The organism is Nonomuraea polychroma, assembly GCF_004011505.1.
GTDB lineage: Bacteria > Actinomycetota > Actinomycetes > Streptosporangiales > Streptosporangiaceae > Nonomuraea > Nonomuraea polychroma.
Map to the genome: position 1 here is coordinate 10,367,040 of NZ_SAUN01000001.1, position 20,455 is coordinate 10,387,494.

At 69.9% G+C, this 20,455-nt stretch carries 21 protein-coding genes; 14 read left to right on the plus strand and 7 right to left on the minus strand.

Going from position 1 to position 20,455, the window contains the following annotated elements; genetic code table 11:
• Positions 1 to 82 precede the first annotated feature (82 nt).
• Positions 83 to 1,402: a hypothetical protein gene (locus EDD27_RS48285; protein WP_127939458.1), complete on the plus strand. Its 1,320-nt coding sequence runs from the start codon at positions 83 to 85 to the stop codon at positions 1,400 to 1,402.
• Here EDD27_RS48285 and EDD27_RS48290 read toward each other — a convergent pair.
• Entirely contained in the window at positions 1,392 to 1,925 is a 534-nt protein-coding gene (locus EDD27_RS48290; protein WP_127939459.1) for a hypothetical protein, read from the minus strand. The two genes, EDD27_RS48285 and EDD27_RS48290, sit on opposite strands and share 11 nt — an antisense overlap.
• Before the next feature lie 195 nt (positions 1,926 to 2,120).
• On the opposite strand from EDD27_RS48290, the gene EDD27_RS48295 reads away from it, so the two are divergent.
• Entirely contained in the window at positions 2,121 to 2,825 is a 705-nt protein-coding gene (locus EDD27_RS48295) for a hypothetical protein (protein WP_127939460.1), read from the plus strand.
• On the opposite strand, the gene EDD27_RS48300 is transcribed toward EDD27_RS48295, so the two are convergent.
• Both EDD27_RS48300 and EDD27_RS48305 read right to left on the minus strand, forming a co-directional pair.
• A complete protein-coding gene (locus EDD27_RS48300; RefSeq protein WP_127939461.1) occupies positions 2,776 to 3,432 on the minus strand; it encodes a hypothetical protein in 657 nt (218 codons plus the stop codon). The two genes, EDD27_RS48295 and EDD27_RS48300, sit on opposite strands and share 50 nt — an antisense overlap.
• Positions 3,432 to 4,091 carry a hypothetical protein gene (locus EDD27_RS48305; protein WP_127939462.1) on the minus strand — a complete coding sequence of 220 codons (660 nt, stop codon included), beginning with the start codon at positions 4,089 to 4,091 and terminating at the stop codon, positions 3,432 to 3,434. Before EDD27_RS48305 ends, EDD27_RS48300 begins: the two co-directional genes overlap by 1 nt.
• 169 nt (positions 4,092 to 4,260) lie before the next feature.
• Between EDD27_RS48305 and EDD27_RS48310 the strand changes: the two genes are divergently transcribed.
• From EDD27_RS48310 to EDD27_RS48340, 7 genes are all read left to right on the plus strand, one after another.
• Positions 4,261 to 6,204: a hypothetical protein gene (locus EDD27_RS48310; RefSeq protein ID WP_127939463.1), complete on the plus strand. Its 1,944-nt coding sequence runs from the start codon at positions 4,261 to 4,263 to the stop codon at positions 6,202 to 6,204.
• 74 nt (positions 6,205 to 6,278) lie between these two features.
• Positions 6,279 to 9,248: an ATP-binding protein gene (locus EDD27_RS48315; RefSeq protein WP_127939464.1), complete on the plus strand. Its 2,970-nt coding sequence runs from the start codon at positions 6,279 to 6,281 to the stop codon at positions 9,246 to 9,248.
• A 332-nt stretch (positions 9,249 to 9,580) separates the two neighbouring features.
• Positions 9,581 to 10,810 carry a MurT ligase domain-containing protein gene (locus tag EDD27_RS48320; protein WP_127939465.1) on the plus strand — a complete coding sequence of 410 codons (1,230 nt, stop codon included), beginning with the start codon at positions 9,581 to 9,583 and terminating at the stop codon, positions 10,808 to 10,810.
• A complete protein-coding gene (locus EDD27_RS48325; protein WP_127939466.1) occupies positions 10,800 to 11,513 on the plus strand; it encodes a type 1 glutamine amidotransferase in 714 nt (237 codons plus the stop codon). Before EDD27_RS48320 ends, EDD27_RS48325 begins: the two co-directional genes overlap by 11 nt.
• 224 nt (positions 11,514 to 11,737) lie before the next feature.
• On the plus strand, positions 11,738 to 12,019 hold the full coding sequence (locus tag EDD27_RS48330; protein WP_241564642.1) for a type II toxin-antitoxin system Phd/YefM family antitoxin: 282 nt from the start codon (positions 11,738 to 11,740) through the stop codon (positions 12,017 to 12,019).
• A gap of 5 nt (positions 12,020 to 12,024) precedes the next feature.
• Complete coding sequence (locus tag EDD27_RS48335; RefSeq protein WP_127939467.1) at positions 12,025 to 12,306, plus strand: type II toxin-antitoxin system RelE family toxin; 282 nt, start codon at positions 12,025 to 12,027, stop codon at positions 12,304 to 12,306.
• Positions 12,307 to 12,793: 487 nt separating this feature from the next.
• A complete protein-coding gene (locus EDD27_RS48340) occupies positions 12,794 to 13,108 on the plus strand; it encodes an amidohydrolase family protein (protein WP_127939468.1) in 315 nt (104 codons plus the stop codon).
• Here EDD27_RS48340 and EDD27_RS48345 read toward each other — a convergent pair.
• The gene (locus tag EDD27_RS48345) at positions 13,102 to 13,464 is read right to left on the minus strand and encodes a DsrE family protein (protein ID WP_127939469.1); all 363 of its coding nucleotides are present in this window, start codon (positions 13,462 to 13,464) and stop codon (positions 13,102 to 13,104) included. The two genes, EDD27_RS48340 and EDD27_RS48345, sit on opposite strands and share 7 nt — an antisense overlap.
• Positions 13,465 to 13,568: 104 nt before the next feature.
• On the opposite strand from EDD27_RS48345, the gene EDD27_RS48350 reads away from it, so the two are divergent.
• The 4 genes from EDD27_RS48350 (at position 13,569) to ygfZ (ending at position 16,100) form a co-directional block, all read left to right on the plus strand.
• Positions 13,569 to 14,057 (plus strand): heme-binding beta-barrel domain-containing protein, encoded by a 489-nt coding sequence (locus EDD27_RS48350; protein WP_127939470.1) that lies wholly within the window; start codon positions 13,569 to 13,571, stop codon positions 14,055 to 14,057.
• On the plus strand, positions 14,054 to 14,356 hold the full coding sequence (locus EDD27_RS48355) for a DUF2470 domain-containing protein (protein ID WP_127939471.1): 303 nt from the start codon (positions 14,054 to 14,056) through the stop codon (positions 14,354 to 14,356). The genes EDD27_RS48350 and EDD27_RS48355 overlap by 4 nt, the downstream gene beginning before the upstream one ends.
• 333 nt (positions 14,357 to 14,689) lie before the next feature.
• A complete protein-coding gene (locus tag EDD27_RS48360; RefSeq protein WP_127939472.1) occupies positions 14,690 to 15,103 on the plus strand; it encodes a Fur family transcriptional regulator in 414 nt (137 codons plus the stop codon).
• Between the two features lie 58 nt (positions 15,104 to 15,161).
• Positions 15,162 to 16,100, plus strand: a complete 939-nt coding sequence (gene ygfZ / locus EDD27_RS48365) for a CAF17-like 4Fe-4S cluster assembly/insertion protein YgfZ (protein ID WP_127939473.1) — start codon at positions 15,162 to 15,164, stop codon at positions 16,098 to 16,100.
• Between the two features lie 155 nt (positions 16,101 to 16,255).
• Here ygfZ and dtd read toward each other — a convergent pair whose 3' ends face one another.
• Entirely contained in the window at positions 16,256 to 16,681 is a 426-nt protein-coding gene (gene dtd, locus EDD27_RS48370) for a D-aminoacyl-tRNA deacylase (RefSeq protein WP_127939474.1), read from the minus strand.
• 60 nt (positions 16,682 to 16,741) lie between these two features.
• On the opposite strand from dtd, the gene EDD27_RS48375 reads away from it, so the two are divergent.
• A complete protein-coding gene (locus tag EDD27_RS48375; protein ID WP_127939475.1) occupies positions 16,742 to 17,650 on the plus strand; it encodes an asparaginase in 909 nt (302 codons plus the stop codon).
• On the opposite strand, the gene EDD27_RS48380 is transcribed toward EDD27_RS48375, so the two are convergent.
• Both EDD27_RS48380 and EDD27_RS48385 read right to left on the minus strand, forming a co-directional pair.
• The gene (locus EDD27_RS48380) at positions 17,647 to 19,254 is read right to left on the minus strand and encodes a DUF2207 domain-containing protein (RefSeq protein WP_127939476.1); all 1,608 of its coding nucleotides are present in this window, start codon (positions 19,252 to 19,254) and stop codon (positions 17,647 to 17,649) included. The genes EDD27_RS48375 and EDD27_RS48380 overlap by 4 nt on opposite strands.
• Before the next feature lie 19 nt (positions 19,255 to 19,273).
• Positions 19,274 to 20,362, minus strand: a complete 1,089-nt coding sequence (locus EDD27_RS48385) for an FAD-dependent monooxygenase (RefSeq protein WP_127939477.1) — start codon at positions 20,360 to 20,362, stop codon at positions 19,274 to 19,276.
• Between the last annotated feature and the right edge of the window lie 93 nt (positions 20,363 to 20,455).

Genomic DNA, 20,455 nt, shown 5'->3' on the forward strand with positions numbered 1-20,455 from the left:
TGCTCAGGGATGTGGGGGGCGGCGATGGCGCTTTCTCGGGTTGCGGCTGCGACGTAAGAGACAGACCGATACGATTCCACAGATGTCCGGTTCGACAGGTGTGATGGCGCCGCCCCAACCTGGGCCTACGCCGGCTCAGCGGCTGCCGTCGCCGTACTCGCTGCCCCTGCACGCGCTACGCCTGGCAGGGAAAGCCGCGCTGCCGCTGATCCTGTGGTTCTCCGCGGGCGAGCTGTCTCGCTGGGCGATCCTCTATGCGGCCACGGAGATCTCGCACGGGAGCCTCCGACAGGTTCGCCTGGTCGTGACCCTGGTGTTGATGACCGTGGTGATCCTCATCTCCATGACCGTCATCACGGGCATGTTCCTTTCGCTGCGCCGGGTGCTCCGGGAGACCCAGGCGCGTAGGGCGGACGGACAGGAGGACGAGCCGTTCTGGGTGTCGCTCAACCGGGTGGGTCCTGCCTTCGCGCTGATCTACCTGGCCTGGGAGCTCTACATCAAGGACGCTTCCGACTTCCAGTGGATGGACCTGTTCCACAACCTGGACGACAACTTCTACACGCCGATCTTCAACAACGTGGCCAACGGGACCGAAGAAGAGGTCACGTACGGGATGGGGCTGGTCGGCCTGGACTGGCGGGTCTCGATCGGCGCCATGGTCGTGACCTTCGGCATGCGCATGCTCTTCGCCCACCTCGTCGAGAAGAGCAAGGGCAGGTTCTCCGGCATCGCGGCCGCGTTCTCGGAGTTCGCCTTCGTGTTCTGCGGCCTGAACGCCATCTTCACCTTCACCAAGGCACGCGAGGACTGGGCCTCGCATCGGGCGGTCGTGGGAGGCGCGAGCGAGGCGTGGGAGCACGCCAAGGAGAACGTGCCCGGCTGGGAGGCCTTCTGGAAATGGGCGGGTGACACCTGGCCGCACGTCATCGACGCGCTTGCCGTGCCGCTCACCTGGCTGGCGATCGCGGTGCTGGTCTTCGGCGGCACGGTCGACGACACCCGCAGGGCGCTGCGCGGCACCCGGCTGGAGCGGGGCATGGACCGGCTGGAGGGCAGCCACGACCTCACCCAGCGGGCCACGGACCGGTTCATCGGCGGTTTCCGTGACCGCTGGGTGCCCGTGGTCAACGCCTTCAGGATCACCGTCAAGGGCGGCATCACGCTGTTCGGGTTGATGTGCCTGCTGTACGTCGGGCTGCACGTGGGCGCGGACTACCTGGAGCGGGTGGTCAACACGCTCATCGGCTCCGACGTGCCGTACATGTGGCTCGTGGTCAGCCGGCCGGTCGAGTTCGTCAAGGACTTGCTGGTGACGGTCCTGGCCTACTCCGTGCTGGCCGCGACGTTCGACATCGCGGCCACCCGGGCGCGGCTGCAGGGCGAGGACATCACCGCTTGAACACCAGCACGTCCTTGTGCTTGGTCTTCTCCTCTTCCTCCGGCTTGATCTCCAGGAGTTTCTCCGTCGGGGTGTCGGAACGGTAGGTGGTGTTCGGCCTCAGGTGCAACTCCACCTCGTCGGCCACCGCCTTGGGCACGACCGCCCCGGCAATGTACGAGTACGGCCTGCCGACCACGCCGTCCTCGCCCACCGGAGTGTTGTCCTCCATGACCTCCACCTGCCAGGTGCGCTCCTGCTTGTCCCGCAGGAAGAGCTCCGGCTTGGCGGTGAGCACCTTGCCGGTGTCGTCGAGGGCCTTCCGGGTGATGGTGATCTTGAGCCACTGCTTGTCGGGGGTGGTGTTGCTCGGCGCGGGCACCATGGGCTCGATCGACGTCTTCCATGACACGTGCTCGAACGCCTTCTCCTGCCCCTTGGGGACCTCGTGCACGACGTCGTCGGGCTGCCCGCTCTTGTAGAAGAGGTACTGGTCGCCGGTCGGGATGGCCATGGCCAGAACGAACGCCACGAGTGCGCTCACGCCGAGGAGCAGGGTGCGCGGCTTGCGTGGAGTGGGCCCCTGCGCGGCCGGAGAGGGGGTCTCCGGCGGCTGCGGCGGCGTGCCGGCGGGGGAGGGCTGACGTGGGGGCTCGGCTCCGCCAGGGGCGATGGATGGGTGCGTCTGCCCGCCGGGGATGGTGGACGGGTGCGCCTGTCCGCTGGGAATGGTGGGTGGATGCGCCGGTCCGCCGGGGATGACGGGCAAGGGCTGTGTGGCGCCGCCGATGGGCTCGGACTGCGATGCGGGGGGCCACACCTGCTGGTCCGGGAAGGCATCCGCGCCGCGGCGCGGCTGCATCATCGGGACGGGAGGCGGTGGCTGCCGCTGCTGGCCGTGGCGCTGCTGCTGGTGTGCGGGCCGCCCATGCTGCGGGGGCCCGTACTGTGGCGGCTGGCCGTGCTGCGGGGGCTGGCCATGCTGGGGGGATTGCCTGTGCTGTGGCGGCTGCCCCTGCTGCGGGGGGCGGCCGTGCTGCGGGGGCCCGTACTGCGGTGGCTGGTTGTACGGCGAGGGCTGCCCGTACTGCGGGGGTTGCCCAGGTTGCGGGCCCTGGCCATGCTGGGGCGGATGTCCTTGGTCGTGCTGCGGCCCCGTGTGAGGAGGCCGGCCGTATGGCGGCGGTTGTTGCCCAGGCGGCGTCGGCCGGCCGTACCCCGGCTGTGGCTGCTGGCTCTGCCGGCCAGGGTGGGGTGGCTGCCCGGAGTGGGCCGCCCGGTCGGACGGGCGCGGCTCGCCGGGCTGCGGTGGCTGGTCGGGCTCGGGCGGTTGGTCAGGCTGGCCGGGAGGTGGGGCGAACCAGTCGCGGCTCGGGTCGTTCCTGGTCATGGCCTTACTTCTTCTTCTCGTCCAGGTCGAAGACGGCTGCGGGCGCGGTGGTGAGCTGTTTGGCGGTGGCGTCGTCGATGCCGAGGTCGATCTGCGCCTCCGGAGGCAGCGGCTCGCTGTAGAGGCCGGAGACCGGGAGCTGGAACACGGCCTGCGCGCCCGGCAGAGCCGAGGCCGGCACTTCGAACACGAATCGGCCCGTGGTCCACCAGCCCGGCTGGATCCACGGGTGGGCCAGCGTCTTGGTCTTGTCGATCTTGTCGCTCGCGGCGTAGACCTTGCCGTCGGCCGCGAGCAGGTTCGGCATGCCCAGGTGCACGGGTTCGGCGGGCACGGTGGCCGCGGCCTCCACCACCAGGAACACCTGCTCGGTAGGGACGTTCTTGTTCTGGACCTTGATCGCCTTGGCCGAGGAGACCTTCTGCACGCGAACGGAGAAACGCCCCGCGTCCACGTCCTGGCCCTTGGCGCCGGTGTAGGTGAGCGGCATGCCCATGTCATCAGCCGACAGCGCCAGCGACTGGACGGCCACCGCCCCGGCGGCCAGGACCAGGCCCGCGACGACGTGCAGCACACGTGATCCCGCGCCGCTACGGCGAGCGGTCTGCCTGCGGTTGTGGCTGCGGCGCGGGGCTGCGGCGCGCTGCTGGGTGGCCGTCATCACGCCCCCTGCGACTCGACGGGCAGGGTGATCTTTGCGACCACCTTGTCCTTCAACGCGTTGGTGAGCGGTTCCGGCTCGCTGACCAGGAACCAGTTGCTGAGGCCGGTGAGCGGGTTCTCCAAGTGCTCCATGGCGCCTATGTCGTAACTCACCTGCTTCGGAGGCTGCGCGGCCGCGTCGAGTTCGTAGCGGGCGACCACCATGGACTGTACGCCGGGGTGCAACTGCCTGGAGGTGGCGCCCTTGGACAGGACGAACATGTCGGGGCCGAACTTGGTCTTGATCTGCGGTGTCATCTTCAGCAGCGTGCTGCCGAAGTTGAAGCCTTTGCCTTTGTCGTGGGGCGGGCTGCCCACGCTGACGGTCTGGTCGGTCTTGTTCGTCACTTTGAACACCACGTCGACGTAGCGCTTGTCCTCGGCGAACTGGTTCTCCGCCTTCTCCACGACGAACTTCGACTCCACGACCTGAGTGTCGAACTGCCCCTGATCAAGCGTCTGCCCTGGCTTGAGCGTTTTCGGCGGGGGATCGGGTCGTTCGTTGAGACCACCCAGGAGAGCGGTGATGCCGACGGCCGTGAGCGCCACCAGAGCGGCTGCGGGCACCACTACCGGGCGTCGTGGCTTGTCAGTGCTGCCGCCGGAGGGTTCCGTCATGGCAAAGGATGGTAGTAGGTATCGCTTGTCCCATCTGCCGCAATGCTCCCATCGGACTGGTCGAAATTGCGGAGAACCCTGCCGCTTCGGGGCTTGAAGCTCATACGCTGTCACGGAGCGGAAAAGGCTGGCCCCTACACCTAACGACATATCGCGGCCGGAGGGTCACGTGGCGGACGTGCATCCCGATCATGCCCAGCTGCAGGCGGACCGCATCTACCTGGGCTGGCAGTACATCCTGCTGCACGCCGACCCGGGACCTCCGCCGAAACGCCCCTCGCCGGCCGAGAACCCGCCCCCCGCCGGGCCCGACCCCGCCGAGATCGAGCTGATGCGCCGCGAGCGGCTCCAGGAGGATCTTCTCAACCGGCCGGTGCGCATGTTCCGGCTGTTCATGCTGGTCCTGAGCGTGCTCATCCTGGCCGTGGCCGTCGCCGGCTACCTCGCCTGGCCGTTCGCGCTCGTCGCGCTGGCCGCGGCCGGCGGGGTGGCGGGTATCTGCAGCTATGCGCTGCTGCAGGGCGATCGGGCGGTCAAGTACCGGGTCCTGGAGCAGCAGGCCAGGGATCAGCGCCAGCAGCAGGAACGTGACAAAGAGCTGTTCCGCGCCCAGGAGGATCATGCCAAGCGGTACCGCGAATGGCAGGAGTCCAAGGAGCGCTACGACAAGCAGCTCACGTGGTACGCGGTGGCCGTACCGCACGAGATCGACCGCATCGACGTGGCCGGCGGCACGTTGCCCGGTTGGTCGGCGCTGGTCACCCTGATCGGGGCCACGCGGCTCTACAGCGGCGGGCACCTGACCGTGCTTGACCTGTCCGAGGGGGCGATCGCGAAGGACCTGATCGAGCTGGCCCGCAAGGGTGGCGACGATCCGCTGGTCTGGGTGCTGCCGGTCGACTTACCCCGGCTCGACCTGGGCGCCACGCTGAAGCCGGAGGCGTTCGCGGATGTGCTGGCGCACGTGGTGAGCGTCAGCGAGGAGCACCGCACGACCCGCGACCTCAGCTTCGACAACGCCATCCTGGAGCGGGTGCTGGAGGTGCTCGGGGACAACGCCACGATCAGCCAGGTCACGGCCGCGCTGCGGGCGCTGGCGCAGGTGGGCGACCCGCGGGACGACCTGCGGTTCGGGCTGATCACCGCGACCCAGCTCGAGCGTATCGGGACGTTGTTCGGGCGCGGGGTGAGCGACCGGGTGGTGATCGAGCGCGCCTGGGCGCTGGAGTCCCAGCTGCGCAAGCTGGAGACGCTCGGCACGGAGGCCGTACGCCTGCCGCCCGCCCGGCTCCGGGTGGTGAGCATGGACCGGCAGGCGGGCGTGTTCGGCAACCGCGTGCTCGGCACGTACGTGGCCACCGCGCTCACCCACATCCTGCGCCAGTCACCGGCCTCCGACCGGCCCTGGTACCACACGATCATCGTGGCGGGCGCGGACAAGCTCAGGGGTGACGTGCTCGATCGGCTGATGGATGCCTGCGAGACCTCGCGTACCGGACTTGTCCTGACTTATCGGTCGCTCACCCCCACCGTGCGGGAGCGGCTCGGCCGCGGGCACGCGGCGGTGGCGTTCATGCGGCTGGGCAACGCCGAGGACGCGCGGGTCGCCAGCGAGCACGTCGGGACCGAACACCGGCTGGAGCTGGCCCAGCTCACCGAGACGATCAGCGACTCGCTGCCGGGCCTCGACGGCGGTTACACCTCGACGATCTCGCAGGTGGACGACGCCAGAGAGGAGCGCGAGGAGGGCAACGCCGACCTCGCCGAGGACATCACCGAGTCCACCGAGTGGGGCAGGAGCGCCGACAAGATCGCGGAGAAGGAGCGGGTGCTGCAGCGTTCGCGCGAGTTCCTCGTCGAGCCGCACCAGCTCCAGCAACTGCCCACGACCTCGGTGATCGTCACGGACGCGACGGCCCAGGGCAGGCGCGTCCGCCTCGCGGACGCCAACCCCGCCATCCTCACCTTCCCCAAGACGACGCTGGGCGAGCTCGAGGACGTACGCGAGGCCGTGCTGGCGCTCGATTCCCAGGCGCAGGACGGCGACGGGGAGCCGCCGCCGAACCTCGGGCCACCACCGCCACGCCTGGACTGGCGAAAGGGCAGGCAATGAGATGGTCAATGTCAAGGTGCCGAGCTGACGGTTGGCGGAGTTTGACAAAGAAACCGTCTATGGGGGATTGAAGAATGCAGCCGAGCGTCTCGCTGACTGGGCCCTGGTATCGGATCCAATCCATCGCCGCGCCTTCGCGAAGCTCGTCGGCGGAATGGGATTTCGTCACCGTGCTGCCCGCCGTGTTGTCGGCGGCGCAGCGCGACCGGCCGTTCGTCATCGGGTGGCTGTCGCGGGGTTCCGGGGCGCCGCTCGAACTCATCACCAACGCGGGCCCGCTGTCGCCGCCACGTCAGCCGCGCCGGGCCACCGACACGCCAGGAAACCCGCGGGGGCCGCAGCCGTTGCTGTTCCCCGGCGGGGCCCGGGGGGTGCAGCTGTCGGACGAATACCTGGCGGACCTCGCGGACCTGGTGTGGACGCCGTGTCCGGGGCGGCAGGCACCGCCGCTGGGCAGCAGGGAGAAGGGCGACCCCGACGAGCTGACGCGGCCGACCCTCTTCGAGTCGACGCTGGTCACGCTCATGTCCCGGCCGTTCGCGTGGCTGGTGGTGGCCGAGCCGACGGACCTGCTGGACGCCGAGGTGGCGCACCTGCGTACCCAGCTCAACGTGCTCAGGCAGTACGGTGACGCCTCCGAGCGCTCCCGCTTCGACGCCGAGCGGGCCGAGCGGCGCATGCAGGAGCTGGACGCGTTCAGGGAGGCCGGGCTCTGGAACGTGCGCGTGCTGGCCGGCGGGGCCACCGCCGACGAGCTGCGGCAGATCGCGCCCGTGCTGGTCGGGTCGGTCGAGATGAGCCACCACCCGTACCGGCTGCGTAGCTCGCACCGCGCGGTCTACGCACTGTCGGAGGCCCTCGCGATCACCATGCAGGACCCCGCCGACGGCGCCGCCGCCCCGTTCGCCGCCACCGCGGGAGCGCTTGCCGCGCTGGCCGGGCTGCCCCGGCGGGAGGTGCCCGGCGTACGCGTGCTCGACTGGGGCTTCTTCGACGTGACCTCCGAGGCCGACGGCGGCGAGCTGGAGCTGGGGGAGATCCTCGACGGGCAGGACCGGGGCGTCGGGACGTTCCGGGTGCCGCTGGCCACGCTCAACAGGCACGCGTTCGTGACGGGGGCGACCGGCTCGGGCAAGTCGCAGACGGTCCGGCACCTGCTGGAGCAGCTCAGCAGGGCACGCATCCCGTGGCTGGCCATCGAGCCGGCCAAGTCCGAGTACGCCGCCATGGCCGGCCGCGTCGACGAACCGGTCACCGTGATCAATCCGTCCGCGCCCGACGGCGTGCCGTTCAGCATCAACCCGCTCGAACCCGAGCCCGGCTATCCGGTCCAGGCCCACATCGACATGGTCAGGGCGCTGTTCATGGCCGCCTTCGACGCCGAGGAGCCCTTCCCGCAGATCATGTCGCTGGCCCTGCAGCGCGTCTACGAGGCCACCGGCTGGGACGTCGTCACCGGGGGCGCGGTCCCCGGCTCCAACGTCCCGCCCAGTGTCCCCACCCTCGAACAGCTCCAGCAGCACGCCATGGACGTGATCAAGGAGATCGGGTACGGCCGCGAGGTCCAGGCCGACGTCGAGGGCTTCATCTCGCTCCGGCTCCGGTCCTTGAGAGTCGGCTCGGCCGGGCGCTTCTTCGAGGGCGGCCACCCCGCCGACATCGGCGGGCTGCTCGAACGCGACGTCGTGCTGGCCATCGAGGACGTGGCCAACGACGAGGACAAGGCCTTCCTCATGGGCACGCTGATCATCCGCATCGTCGAGCACCTGCGGATGCGGGCGCGTACGGAGAAGTCCCACGAGCTGCGCCACGTCATCGTGATCGAGGAGGCCCACCGGCTGCTGCGCGACCGCGGTCAGGGGCGAGCCTCCACGCACGCCGTGGAGCTGCTGGCCGGGCTGCTCGCGGAGATCAGGGCGTACGGGGAGGGCATCGTCGTGGCCGAGCAGATCCCCACCAAGCTCGTCTCCGACGTGGTCAAGAACACCGCACTCAAGGTCGTGCACCGGCTGCCCGCCGAGGACGACAGGCGGCTTGTCGGCGCCGCCATGAACCTGAGCGACGAGCAATCCCGGCACGTGGTCTCGCTCCAGCCCGGCTCGGCCGCGGTCTTCGCGGATGGGATGGACCGGCCGCTGCGGGTCCGCGTACCGCTCGGCGAGTCCAGGGAGAAGGCCCTTCCCGGGCCGCCGCCGCCCATCCGGGGCCGCCGGTCGGCGGCGTGCGGCGCGCAATGCCGCACTGGGCAGGCGTGCACGCTCGTGGAGCTTCGGGAGGCGGACGTGCTCGCCGACGCCCCGGACTGGGCCTGGCTGCGCATCTGGTGCGACACCGTCGTCCTCGCCTACGTCAGCAACCGCCCGCTCCCCGGCGTGCCGCGTGCCTTGTCCGCCGCCTGGTCCGACCTGCCGGCGCGGCGGCGCGAATGCCTCCTCGCCACCCTGATCGAACGCGCGGTGCAGCGCCGCGCCTGGTCGCTGCGTAGCTGGTTCGACCCCGCGCTGCTCACCGAGAAGGCCGCGGAGACGGCCGCACGCCTGCTCGCCGGCCTCGATGGCGGAGGCGACCATCCCGGGCCGTCGTGGGTCATTCCCCAGGTGCGGTGGCTGCACGAGGTGGACAGGCTCTTCCCGTACGGCCGGCCCGCCCCGAACCTGCGCGACCCGGCCCCGCCCATGGAGTACGCGCTCTTCCACTCACCCAACGGCAACGGCGCCGCCGCGGGGGACCGGGTGCACACGGAGCTGCTCGGCCACCGGGCCAAGGCGCTGCGGCACCACCCGCTGTCGATGGAGGTGGACCGCAACCGGGAGCTGGCGTGGCGGGTCATCTTGGGGGACGACGAGAACGAAGGCGTGCAGCGGGACATCACGACCGTCGCGATCGGCATCGAGTCGTCGGCCCGGATCCGGCACGTGGGGCAGACCATGGGGGCCGGGTGGCTGGAGGGCGTCCTGTCCTGGCCGCGCCGCTTCGTCCTGCCGTTCGACCACGGCGGCGCCCCAGAGATCACCTTCGCCGACCACTCCCCGACGCTGCCGTAACCCGTCCTCGCCCGCACCCGCGCGGCGGTGGGTCTTCCGTCCCGGCCGCACCTGCGCGGCGGTGGATCTTCCGTCCCGGCCGCACCTGCGCGGCGGATGGCGCCCGCGGCCGCACCTGCGCGGCGGGTCATCCCTGGCCGAGCCCCACCACCACGGGCCCGCGGCCGACATGCCCGGGATCGCCTCCCCCTCCGTCCCCTCCCTCTCTCCCCAAAGGACCTCAGCCCTCGACAGGCGCCAACCGTCGAGCGCCCGGCGCGGGGCGCCAAACGGGATCGCGTTTACGCGCGCGTCTCCAGAGTTGTGGCCAACGCCGACTAGGATCCTTGGTCATGACCCAGCTTCCTCTGCGGGCTCAGCTCGCCAGCGCCCTGGGCCGCAGCGCCGCCACGCTGTCCAGGATGACCGGGCGCGGCGACGGATCGGTGATCGGCGGGCGGGTCGGCCTGCTGCTCGAGCCGGACCTCCTGCGCAAGCTGGCGCGCGACCGCAGGCTGGCCCTGGTCAGCGCCACCAACGGCAAGACCACCACCACCAGGCTGATCACCTCGGCGCTGCTCGAGCTCGGCGAGGTGGCCACCAACGCGTTCGGCGCCAACATGCCGGCCGGCCACGTCTCTGCGCTCGCCCAGCACAAGGCCGCTCCCTACGGCGTCCTGGAGGTGGACGAGAAATACCTGCCCGAGGTCCTCGACACGACCGGCGCAGGCGTCGTCTGCCTGATGAACCTCAGCCGCGACCAGATGGACCGCGCAGCCGAGATCTGGCTGCTGGCCCAGAAGTGGCGCAGGGCGCTGTCGGGCAAGCCCACCCACGTCATCGCCAACTGCGACGACCCGCTCGTCACCTGGGGCGCCTCCACGGCCGCCAAGGTCACGTGGGTCGCCGGCGGGCAGCGGTGGAAGGAAGACTCCTGGTGCTGCCCCGAGTGCGGCGGCCCGCTCGATCGCAAGGACGCCTTCTGGGCCTGCCGCGAGTGCACGTTCCACCGGCCCGAGCCGCAGTGGGCACTGGACGACGAGGTGGCGGTCGACCCGCGCGGGCAGCGGTGGTTGCTGGACATCCAGCTCCCCGGCCTGGCCAACCGCTCCAACGCGGTGATGGCGCTGGCCGTCGCGGAGGCGTTCGGAGTGCCGGTGGAGCGCGCGCTGCCCCGGCTCCGCGAGGTCACCTCGGTGGCGGGCCGCTACACGACGGTCGAGCGCGAAGGCCGCCACGCCCGGCTCCTGCTCGCGAAGAACCCGGCAGGCTGGCTGGAGGCGTTCGACGTCGCCGACCCGCAGCTGCCGATCATCCTCTCGGTCAACGCCCAAGGGCCTGACGGCCGCGACACGTCGTGGTTGTGGGACGTCGACTACCGCATCCTGCGCGGCCGTCCCGTCTTCGTGACCGGCGAGCGCCGCCTCGACCTGGCGCTCCGGCTCGACGTGGCGGACGTGCCGTTCACGCTGTGCAACTCGTTCACGGAGGCGCTGGCCATGCAGCCGCCGGGCCGCGTGGACGTGATCGCCAATTACACCGCCTTCCAGCAGATCCGATCGGAGTTCGGTCGTGCCGTCTGACAGCGTCCTGCGCATCGTCTGGATCTACCCTGACCTGCTGAGCACCTACGGTGACCAGGGCAACGTCCTCGTCCTGGAGCAGCGGGCACAGCGCAGGGGGATCGAGACGGAGACGATCCACGTACGGTCGGCGGATCCGGTGCCGGAGAGCGGCGACGTCTACCTGATCGGCGGCGGCGAGGACCGGCCCCAGATCCTGGCCGCCGAGCGCCTGCGCAGGGACGGCGGCCTCCACCGCGCCGTCGCCGGCGGGGCCGCCCTGCTGGCGGTGTGCGCCGGTTACCAGATCATGGGCAGCACGTTCGGCGGTGAGGAAGGCCAGCCGGTGGACGGGATCGGACTGCTGGACATCGCCAGCTCCCGCGGCCCCGCCCGGGCGGTGGGCGAGCTGGTGGCCGAGGTGGACGCCACGCTCGGCCTGCCCACCCTGACCGGTTTTGAGAACCACATGGGCGTCACCCACCTGGGTCCCGGCGTCAGGCCGCTGTCCAGGACGGTCAAGGGCGTCGGCAACGGGGACGGGTTCGAAGGCTGCTACGCGGGCCACGTGGTCGGGACATACCTGCACGGGCCGGCGCTGGCCCGCAACCCCGCGCTGGCTGATCTGCTGCTGTCGTGGCGGGTCGGGCAGCTGAGTCCGCTCGACGACTCCCGCTACGAGGCCCTCCGCCAGGAACGCCTGGCGACCGTCCTGCAGGACTGACCTGCGCGGCTCGGGCCATGACGGTGTGCCATGGCCCGAGCTGGGCGTGCGTGTCTGTCGGTGAGGCGATCGTTCGGGCGTATCAAGCCTGGAAGAGGCTGCTCCACCCGATAACGCCGGTCGCCCGTGACGGGATTGACCTGGGGTAGCCCGAGAGCCGGCCACGAGAGGACAGCGAGCCGGGCGAGCAGGCGCGCGTCATGTACATCTGTTACATTGATGACATGAGTGAGCCGGTGATCGAATCCATGGCCGAGGTCCGCAGTCATCTCGCTGACGTCATCGACCGCGCTCGCCGGGAGGAGACCCCGACGATCATCACTCGGCGCGGCAAGCAGGAAGCCGTCGTGATCGACATCGGAGAATATCAGCGCCTGAGGCAGATTGCGGAAGGCGTGGAAGAGGCGTGGCTCAACCAACTGGCCGATGAAGCCGAGTCTGAGGGCACGGAAAGGTCCGTCACGCTCGAAGAGATGGCCGCCTTGTTCCGCGCCCCTCAGGAATGACTCTCATGGGCCACGTCACGCGGTTCACTCCGCACGCCCAGCGCGACATGCTCAAAATTCCGCGCCCGGATGCGCTGCGGATCCTGTATCGCCTTGCCGAACTTCAGAAGGCGATGGACGCAGGGGATGCCGCGGCGTTCGACATCAAGCCCCTCCAGGGGCACAGTGCCCGCTGGCGACTCAGGATCGGCGACTACCGCGTCGTCTATACCGTTGAGGATGGTCAGTTGATTGTGTGGGTCTTGGTCGTCGGCAATCGCCGCGATATGTACCGCCAGGTTCAGTAAGGCCAGGCTGCCTGCCCGGAGCAGCGTAGGTCCTGTTCGGCTACTTCACTCGCGCCGTTGGCGAGTTGCAGCGAGGGCCGGCCGGCGATCGTGTCCAGCCTCAAGACGCTGCTGGAAACCGGAAAGACCCTGCCCCAGGAGGAGGGAGCCTAGCTCCTGAGCTCGCCGGACGCCGGCGTGGGTTGTGCTCACCCCACAGCAAGCGACTGCTCTGCTGTGGCGGCGTCATCTAGGCCAGATGATCCCTCAGCGGAGATGGTCGTCATCATGCCGACTCGCGTACCACCGGAGGAAGTGCATGAACGACGGCTCCACGCTGGTCCGCGCTGCCCGGCTCGGCCGGCGCCGAGGGCGTCCAGCGGAGTTGGCATTTCACCGAGGAGGCTCCGGCTCACGATCATGGCGAGCCCGCTGATCGCCGTCGGCTCGGACAACGCGCTGCCGGGCCTGGCCCGGTGACCCGCACACCTACGGCACCTTCCCGCGGCTGCTCGGCCGCTACGTCCGCGAGCTGAACCTCCTCACCTGGCCGGAAGCGATCAGGAAGGCGACCTCACTCACGGCCGGCCACTTCGGCCTGCACGGCCGGGGGACGCTGCTCCCCGGAAGCGCTGCTGACGTGGTCGTGTTCGATCCGGCCACGATCGGGCATGACGGCACTCCGCTCGATCCAGCCGCCGAGCTGACGGGAGTGATGACCGTGCTCCTGGACGGCGAGCCGGTCATCCGCGACGGCGCCTGCACCGGGCAACGACGAGGACGGGTCCTGCTGCGTCCAGGGGTCGTCCGAGGTCGTCAGTAGACCAGGGCCTGGGCGCCCTCGGCGACCGCTTCCTCCACGAACGCCGGAGCGCCCGCGATGCGGACACCGTCGATGACGTCGTCCACCGTGATGTTCCTGCGGGCCGCGCACTGGGTGCAGAGCGTCACCCGGCCGCCCGCCAGGATGGCCTCGAGCAGGTCAGCGAGCGGAGCGGCATGCGGCAGGCTGAAATCCTTGGCCCGGCCCGGCAGCGCGAACCACGACGACTCGCCGGTCAGCCAAAGAGAAACGGGTACGCCGCTCGCGAGCGCGGCGGCAGCGACCGTGAACGCCTGGTTGCAGCGCTCCGGGGCGTCCGCCCCGGCGGTCACCTTGATCACCAGTGATCGTGCCATATTCGCCACCCTAGCTCCGATGGAGGCCGCGTGGGGATCGAGGCGGAGCTCAAGGCCGTCGTCCGATGCCGTACGTGCCCGGCGCGCCACTACGCTTGGAAACCATGGAAGAACCTGAGGTGCACCCTGATCTGGAGCCGATCGCCTTCCTGCTCGGTCGCTGGGAGGGCGCCGGCGTGGGCGGCTATCCGACGATCGAGAGCTTCAACTTCGGCCAGGAGATCGAGTTCGGGCACAACGGCAAGCCGTTCCTGACCTACGTGAGCCGCACGTGGCTGCTCGACCAGGACGGCAACCGGGTCAGGCCGCTGGCCACGGAGTCGGGATACTGGCGGCCGCAGCCGGACAGGCAGATCGAGGTGGTGCTCGCGCACCCGACCGGGATCGTCGAGATCTACATCGGCGAGGTCGTCTTCCACAAGATCGAGCTGCGTACGGACGTCGTCGCCCGCACCGCCACGGCCAAGGAATACACCGCAGGACACCGGCTCTACGGGCTGGTCAACGGCAACCTGATGTGGGCCTATGAGATGGCCGCGGTCGGGCACCCCCTGACGGACCATATGTCCGCCGAGTTGAAGAAGGTGGCATGAGCACGCGCACGCCCTTCACCGCTGACGCCGTCGAGGCGATCAAGCGCCACATGAACGACGACCACGCCGCGGACTCGCTGATCATCGTGCGGGGCCTCGGCGGGCGGCCCGACGCCACCACGGCGCTGACGAGCGACGTCGACGCCGAGGCGATCGAGTTCACGATCGACGGCGGGGAGCGGGTCAGAGTGCCCTGGGGCGAGACGCTCACCGAGCGCGCCCAGGTGCGCAAGGCCGTGGTGGAGCTCTATCGCGAGGCGTGCGGCAACCTCGGCCTGCCGATCAGAGGTGAACATTAAAGAAGGGCCCCGGGCATCACTCCGCCTGCCGTGCAAGCGGGCCGGATGGACCATGGTCGGGATCGGATCCCGCCCTCCGGCTGCCAGGGGCCCCGGTGGTTGCCTCGTATTCGCCAACGTCACGAGACGAGACAAGGTGTCCGCGACGTCAGCGGACAACCACCTCGCTAGCCCGACTATGAGAAACCATTATTCGGACCACCTCCTTTCCGCGTACTCATGAAGCTATGCGGTCGCCCGCGGAGGGGGCAAGTGAATATCCCCGGGTCGTCAGGTGCGCCGCGTTCAGCGGTCCACCGCAGGCTGCGGCGTGTTGCGCCTAGACTCGGGAGCATGACCGAGACGCAGTGGCACGAGGAACTCCGCGCGAAGGGCTACCGGGTCACACCGCAGCGCCAGCTCGTCCTCGAAGCGGTCAAGGACCTGGAGCACGCCACGCCTGAGGAGATCTGCGTCAAGGTCCGGGAGACGGCGCGCGGGGTCAACATCTCGACCGTCTACCGCACGCTGGAGCTGCTGGAAGAGCTGGGCCTGGTCACCCACACGCATCTCGGGCACGGGGCGCCGACCTATCACCTGGCGGCCGAGGCCGACCACGTGCACCTGGTGTGCCGGGGGTGCGACAAGGTGTTCGAGGTGCGGCCCGAGCTGGCCGAGGGGCTGGTCAAAGGGCTTGACGACGAGCTGGGGTTCGTTGCCGACGTCCACCATCTGACCGTCTTCGGGCGCTGCCGCAACTGCCGCTAGATCATCTGCTCCGGGGCGGTTGTCGGCCGCCGCCGCGGCTGCGGATAGCCTGGAGAGCATGCGTAGCCCTCTGCTCGATCTCCCCGGCGCCGTCGCGGCGGACGCGCCGGACTCCGACGTAGCCGCGCACTACGGCGACCTCTACGCCGAGCAGCGCGCGTTGGCCAAGGGCGAGGCGGTCGTCGACCGCAGCAACCGCGAGGTGATCCGGATCTCGGGCGCCGATCGGCTGAAATGGCTCAACGACCTGACCTCGCAGAAGCTCGACACGCTGAAACCCGGCGAATGGACGCAGACGCTGGACCTCGATCTGCAGGGCCGCGTGCAGCATCACCTGACGCTGGTGGACGACGGCGAGAGCGTGCTGGCCCACGTCGAGCCGGGCACCGCGCAGAGCTTGATCGACTATCTCGACCGCATGCGCTTCATGCTCCGGGTCGAGGTGTCGCGGGCCGACGACCTGGCCGTGCTCTCCACGGCCACGGAGGACTTTCTGGTGCCGCGGGCGGAGCTGGCCGACCACCTGGGCCGGCCGCTGGCGGGATTGTGGGCTTATGAGGCGCTGCGGATCGAGCAGCACCGGCCGCGGATGGGGTTCGAGACCGACCACAAGACCATCCCGCACGAGTTGGGCTGGGTCGGCTCGGCCGTGCACCTCAGCAAGGGCTGCTACCGGGGTCAGGAGACGGTGGCCCGGGTGCACAACCTGGGGCATCCGCCGCGCCGCCTGGTGTTCCTGCATCTCGACGGCAGCGTCGACACGTTGCCCGTGCACGGCGATCCGGTGATCTTCGAGAGCCAGGAGGTCGGGGTGGTCGGCTCGGCCGCCCGGCACCACGAGCTGGGGCCGATCGCGCTGGCGGTGGTCAAGCGTACGGTGCCGGTGGACGCGTCCTTGCTGGCCGGAGGGGTCGCGGCGGCCCAGGAGGTCGTCGTGCCGCCGGACGCGGGCCGCAACGTCGCCATCGATCCCTCGCTGCGCCGGCGCATCCGCTAGACCCTTTCCGGCTCGTCACCGCGACCTGCCTGCGCTTCTTCACCGCCCCTCCGCGCTTCGGCGGAGGTCCCTTGGAGAAGGCCGAGGGAGGTCGTGGTCCCCGTTGAGCGGAGGCGGGCACAGGGGTGACGACGCGGCAGGCGCGAAAACGGCGGCTAGATGTCGATGACGAGGGTGATCGGGCCGTCGTTGACGAGGGACACCTTCATGTCCGCGCCGAAGACGCCCGTCTCCACGTGCGCGCCCAAGCCGCGCAACTCCTCCACCACGGCGTCCACCAGCGGCTCGGCGACCGGCCCGGGGGCGGCGGCCTGCCAGGTGGGCCGCCTGCCCTTGCGCGCGTCGCCGTACAGGGTGAACTGGCTGATCACCAGGAGCGGCGCGGACACGTCCGAGCAGGACTTCTCGCCGTGCAGGATGCGCAGGCCCCAGAGTTTGGCGGCGAGCTTGGCGGCCTCCGCCCGCGTGTCCGTGTGCGTGACGCCCACCAGGACCAGCAGGCCGGGCTCGCTGACCGCCCCGACGGTCCGGCCTTCGACCTCGACGGACGCTGAACTCACTCGCTGCACCACTGCTCGCATGGGATCCCATTCTGGCCCAGGAAAAACCCTCCGTAGACTCATGCCGGAAGGGATGGGGAAATGTCGTTGATCGTGGAAGTTGTCCGGTCCGGGTTCGTGGAGTCCACGCATCAGGCTCGCATGCTCACCGTGGACGCGGAAGGCCGCCCGGTCGAGGCGCGGGGCGCGGTGCACGTGCCCGCGTCGCCACGATCGTCGATGAAGCCGCTCCAGGCGCTCGGCATGCTGCGTGGCGGGTTGCCGCTGGAGGACGAGTTGCTCGCGCTGGCCTGCGCCTCCCACTCGGGCGAGCCGTTCCACGTGGACGGCGTCAGGAAGATCCTGGCGGGGGCGGGGCTGGAGGAGTCGGCGCTGCGGTGCCCCGAGGACTACCCGTTCGACCGTACGGTCACCGAACGCGGCCGCGTCTTCATGAACTGCTCCGGCAAGCACGCCGCCATGCTGGCCACCTGTGTCCTGAACGACTGGCCGCTCGACACCTACCTGGAGCCCAAGCATCCGCTGCAGCGCGCGATCAGGGAGACGGTCGAGGACCTGACCGGCGAGCGGGTGGCGGCCTCGGGTGTGGACGGGTGCGGGGCGCCGCTGTTCTTCGTGTCCATGCTGGGCGTGACGAAGGCGTTCCGGGCGTTCCCCATGTCGTCGCCGGACTCGTACGAGCGCAAGATCTTCGACGCCATGCGCGCCTACCCGGAGTGGACGTCGGGCACCGACCGCCCCGAGGCCAAGCTCATGCGGGCGCTGCCCGGGCTCATGCTGAAGGCCGGGGCGGAGGCGTTCGACGCGTTCGTGTTCGAGGACGGGCGGGCGGGCACCGTGAAGATCGAGGACGGTTCGCAGCGCGCCCGCGTGCCCGTCACGGTGGCGGCGCTGCGCTCGCTGGGGCTGGACGCTCCAGAGCTCGCCGAGCTGGCGGCCACGCCGGTGCTCGGCGGGGGCCGCCCGGTCGGTGAGGTACGGATCCGTTAGAGCGTGCGGAACTGGCGGGTCGCGGAGATCGCGCCCGAGGTGGTCGTCGTGAACGTCCGCATCGAGCCGGCGAACTTGGACAGGTCCCACTCCGCGGGCCCGTGGTACCAGTAGAGGTTGTCGGCCTGCCCGCCGTTGCCGGTGACCGCGGCCACCACGCGTGACCAGTGCTCCACCCCGTCGAAGATCACCGCGTACGGCAGGTAGCGGGAGAACAGCTCCACTCGGTGCTGCTCGGGCACGTTGCCCAGCTCGCCGGAGAACAGGTATTCGCGGAACTTCATGGTGTGCGCCATCGCCGCCGACCCCTTGGCGGTCTTGGCCGGCATGTACTGGCCGCCGACCGCCAGCGCGCCGCCCGCGATGACCAGAGCCAGGCCCAGCAGCCCGTACGTCGTGAACCAGGCCAGCGCCACGGTCGCCAGCAGGCCCACGCCGATCAGCACCACGCCGATCGTGGTCCACCTGGTGCGCTCGGTGTCCGGGCGGCGGGCGAACCAGCCCTGCTTGACCACGTCGGCGTACAGGGCGTCGCGGACCTTGCCCAGGTGGGTCGCGAACGAGCCGGACATCTGCGACAGCAGCACCGCGTCCCGGCCGTCGAAGATGGCGTCGTAGAGCGCGCGCTCGTACGGCAGGAGCGCGTTGACGGGTGCGTTCGGCAGCCTGACCAGCATCCAGTCGGGCGCGTCGTACGTCTGGCGGGGCTGCTCGTCGATCCGCAGGTAGCCGCGGACGGCGAGGTCGACGATCGTGGCGGTCACGTCGACCACGTCGGCCTGCTCGTCGACGAGTGTGCCGATCTGCCCGGGACGCACCCCGTCGGGCGGCGAGAAGTGCCCGTTCTGCACGGGATTGACGGCGTCCTGCTCATGGCTGACGACCCTGGCGTCGCGGCCGCGCGTCCAGTAGAGCAGGCCGACGCCGCCCAGCAGCAGCACCAGCAGGCCCGCCAGCGCGCCGCCCGTGATGGTGTTCAGGGTGAACGCGGCCGCCAGCGAGAAACGCTTCTCCAGGATCGGGGCGCCGGTGCTGGAGCCCTTCGGGTAGCCGATGACGACGGTCAGGGCCTGGCCGGGCGCGATGTTCTCCTGCTCGAAGTCGGCCTGGGTGGCGGAGTGGTCCATCGAGGCCGCCGTGCACCCGATGGCGGAGGTCAGGTCGCCGGCGAAGCAGGACAGGTTCTGCACCAGGCCGGGGCCGTTGACCTTGACCGTGGCCTTGTCGACCTGCTGGTTCCAGCCGTTCACCGCGAACCAGCGCAGCTCCTCGACGCCGCCCGAGGTCGTCACCGCGCCCTTGACGTCGTACTCGACGGTCTGGCCCGTCACGGTGAGCAGGTCGCCGGCGAGCGTGCCGCCCTTGACGTTCGAGATCTGGTAGAGGCGGTCGTAGCTGTCGTCGTAGCGGGTCCTGGCGAGGAACGTACGCTTCAGCCCGCCCGAGCCCCCGCTGATCTTCTCGACCACGTGCAGGGTGCCGTCCTTGCCCAGGGTCATCGTCACGTCGGTCGTGATCCCGGCCGCCGTCGCCATGGCGGGGGCGGCGGTCAACGTCAGAGCGGTGGCCCCGAGGGCGGCCATCGTGAGTCTGATACCCGTCATGGCGGCAAATCGTATCGGTTCAGTCCAAGGTGATGCCGTTGGCGGCCAGCTGAACACTTTCCGGTGAGGCGCCCTGGCCGGGGTTCTCGACGGCGAGCGCCTGGTTCTGCGCGACGAAGGGCCGCATGCGCTTCTCGTACCGGTCGAACGCGCCGGCCGCGTCGGCGGCGAGCTCCTGCGCCAGCACGTACGCCCCCACCATGGCCAGGCTCGTGCCCTGGCCGGACAGCGGCGAGGCGCAGTAACCGGCGTCGCCGATCAGCGTCACCCGGCCGGTCGACCAGCGCTCCATCTTCACCTGCGCCATGGCGTCGAAGTAGAAGTCGTCGGCCGCCCACATGGCCTCCAGCAGCTTCGGCACCTCCCAACGCGCCCCGGCGCAGTGCTCCTGGATCAGGCGCTTCTGCTGCTCCACGTCGCGGTGGTCGTAGGCGATCGGGCCCGCGCCGAATCCCAGGTTGACGCGCATCACTCCGGGGTCCCTGTCGCTGAACACCGCCCCGCCGACGTCGCCCTCGCGAAACCAGGTCTGCCAGTGGTCCAGGCCGAGGAAGTTCGGCGCGGTGAAGATCGAGACGTACATGCCGAGGTGCTCGAGGAACCGCTCCTCCGGGCCGAACGCCAGCCGCCGCACGTTGGAGTGCAGCCCGTCGGCGCCGACCACATAGTCGTAACGCTCCTGCCTGCCGCTCTCGAACGTCACGTCCACGCCGTCGGCGTCCTGGGTGAGTGAGGCGATCGAGTCGCCGTAGACGTAGTCGGCGTCGGCGGCCGCGGTGACGAGCGCGGTCAGATCGTCGCGCATGATCTCGACGTCGGGGCTGTCGAAGTCGCCGCCGCTCAGCGTGCCCTCGGTGCTGCGCATGAGCTCGTTGCCGTCGCCGTCCACCATGGACATGCCCTGCATGGTCGTCCGCAGTGCCCGGGCCTGCTCCAGGATGCCCATGCGCGCGGCCACGGTCAGCGCCGCGCCCCTGATGTCGATGGCCTGGCCGCCCTTGCGCGGGGCCGGGGCGCGCTCGACGACCGTCACCTCGGCGCCGTTGCGCCGCAGCCAGTAGGCCAGGACCGGACCGCCGACACTCGCGCCGGAAATGAGCGCCTTCATGATGTGACTCCCTTGTTGACGTTGTACGCAGGTCTGAATGTACGTCGTACATACAGCAGCTCGCAACGTTATGATGGGAAGATCTGTACTAGT

What these genes read in the sequence shown, in the direction of transcription:
- EDD27_RS48285 (WP_127939458.1), top strand. Translation starts at nt 83, where the DNA reads ATGTCCGGTTCGACAGGTGTGATGGCGCCGCCCCAACCTGGGCCTACG.
- EDD27_RS48295 (WP_127939460.1), top strand. Translation starts at nt 2,121, where the DNA reads ATGCGCCGGTCCGCCGGGGATGACGGGCAAGGGCTGTGTGGCGCCGCC.
- EDD27_RS48300 (WP_127939461.1), bottom strand. Translation starts at nt 3,432, where the DNA reads ATGACGGCCACCCAGCAGCGCGCCGCAGCCCCGCGCCGCAGCCACAAC.
- EDD27_RS48305 (WP_127939462.1), bottom strand. Translation starts at nt 4,091, where the DNA reads ATGACGGAACCCTCCGGCGGCAGCACTGACAAGCCACGACGCCCGGTA.
- EDD27_RS48315 (WP_127939464.1), top strand. Translation starts at nt 6,279, where the DNA reads ATGCAGCCGAGCGTCTCGCTGACTGGGCCCTGGTATCGGATCCAATCC.
- EDD27_RS48320 (WP_127939465.1), top strand. Translation starts at nt 9,581, where the DNA reads ATGACCCAGCTTCCTCTGCGGGCTCAGCTCGCCAGCGCCCTGGGCCGC.
- EDD27_RS48330 (WP_241564642.1), top strand. Translation starts at nt 11,738, where the DNA reads ATGAGTGAGCCGGTGATCGAATCCATGGCCGAGGTCCGCAGTCATCTC.
- EDD27_RS48335 (WP_127939467.1), top strand. Translation starts at nt 12,025, where the DNA reads ATGGGCCACGTCACGCGGTTCACTCCGCACGCCCAGCGCGACATGCTC.
- EDD27_RS48345 (WP_127939469.1), bottom strand. Translation starts at nt 13,464, where the DNA reads ATGGCACGATCACTGGTGATCAAGGTGACCGCCGGGGCGGACGCCCCG.
- EDD27_RS48350 (WP_127939470.1), top strand. Translation starts at nt 13,569, where the DNA reads ATGGAAGAACCTGAGGTGCACCCTGATCTGGAGCCGATCGCCTTCCTG.
- EDD27_RS48355 (WP_127939471.1), top strand. Translation starts at nt 14,054, where the DNA reads ATGAGCACGCGCACGCCCTTCACCGCTGACGCCGTCGAGGCGATCAAG.
- EDD27_RS48360 (WP_127939472.1), top strand. Translation starts at nt 14,690, where the DNA reads ATGACCGAGACGCAGTGGCACGAGGAACTCCGCGCGAAGGGCTACCGG.
- ygfZ (WP_127939473.1), top strand. Translation starts at nt 15,162, where the DNA reads ATGCGTAGCCCTCTGCTCGATCTCCCCGGCGCCGTCGCGGCGGACGCG.
- dtd (WP_127939474.1), bottom strand. Translation starts at nt 16,681, where the DNA reads ATGCGAGCAGTGGTGCAGCGAGTGAGTTCAGCGTCCGTCGAGGTCGAA.
- EDD27_RS48375 (WP_127939475.1), top strand. Translation starts at nt 16,742, where the DNA reads ATGTCGTTGATCGTGGAAGTTGTCCGGTCCGGGTTCGTGGAGTCCACG.
- EDD27_RS48380 (WP_127939476.1), bottom strand. Translation starts at nt 19,254, where the DNA reads ATGACGGGTATCAGACTCACGATGGCCGCCCTCGGGGCCACCGCTCTG.
- EDD27_RS48385 (WP_127939477.1), bottom strand. Translation starts at nt 20,362, where the DNA reads ATGAAGGCGCTCATTTCCGGCGCGAGTGTCGGCGGTCCGGTCCTGGCC.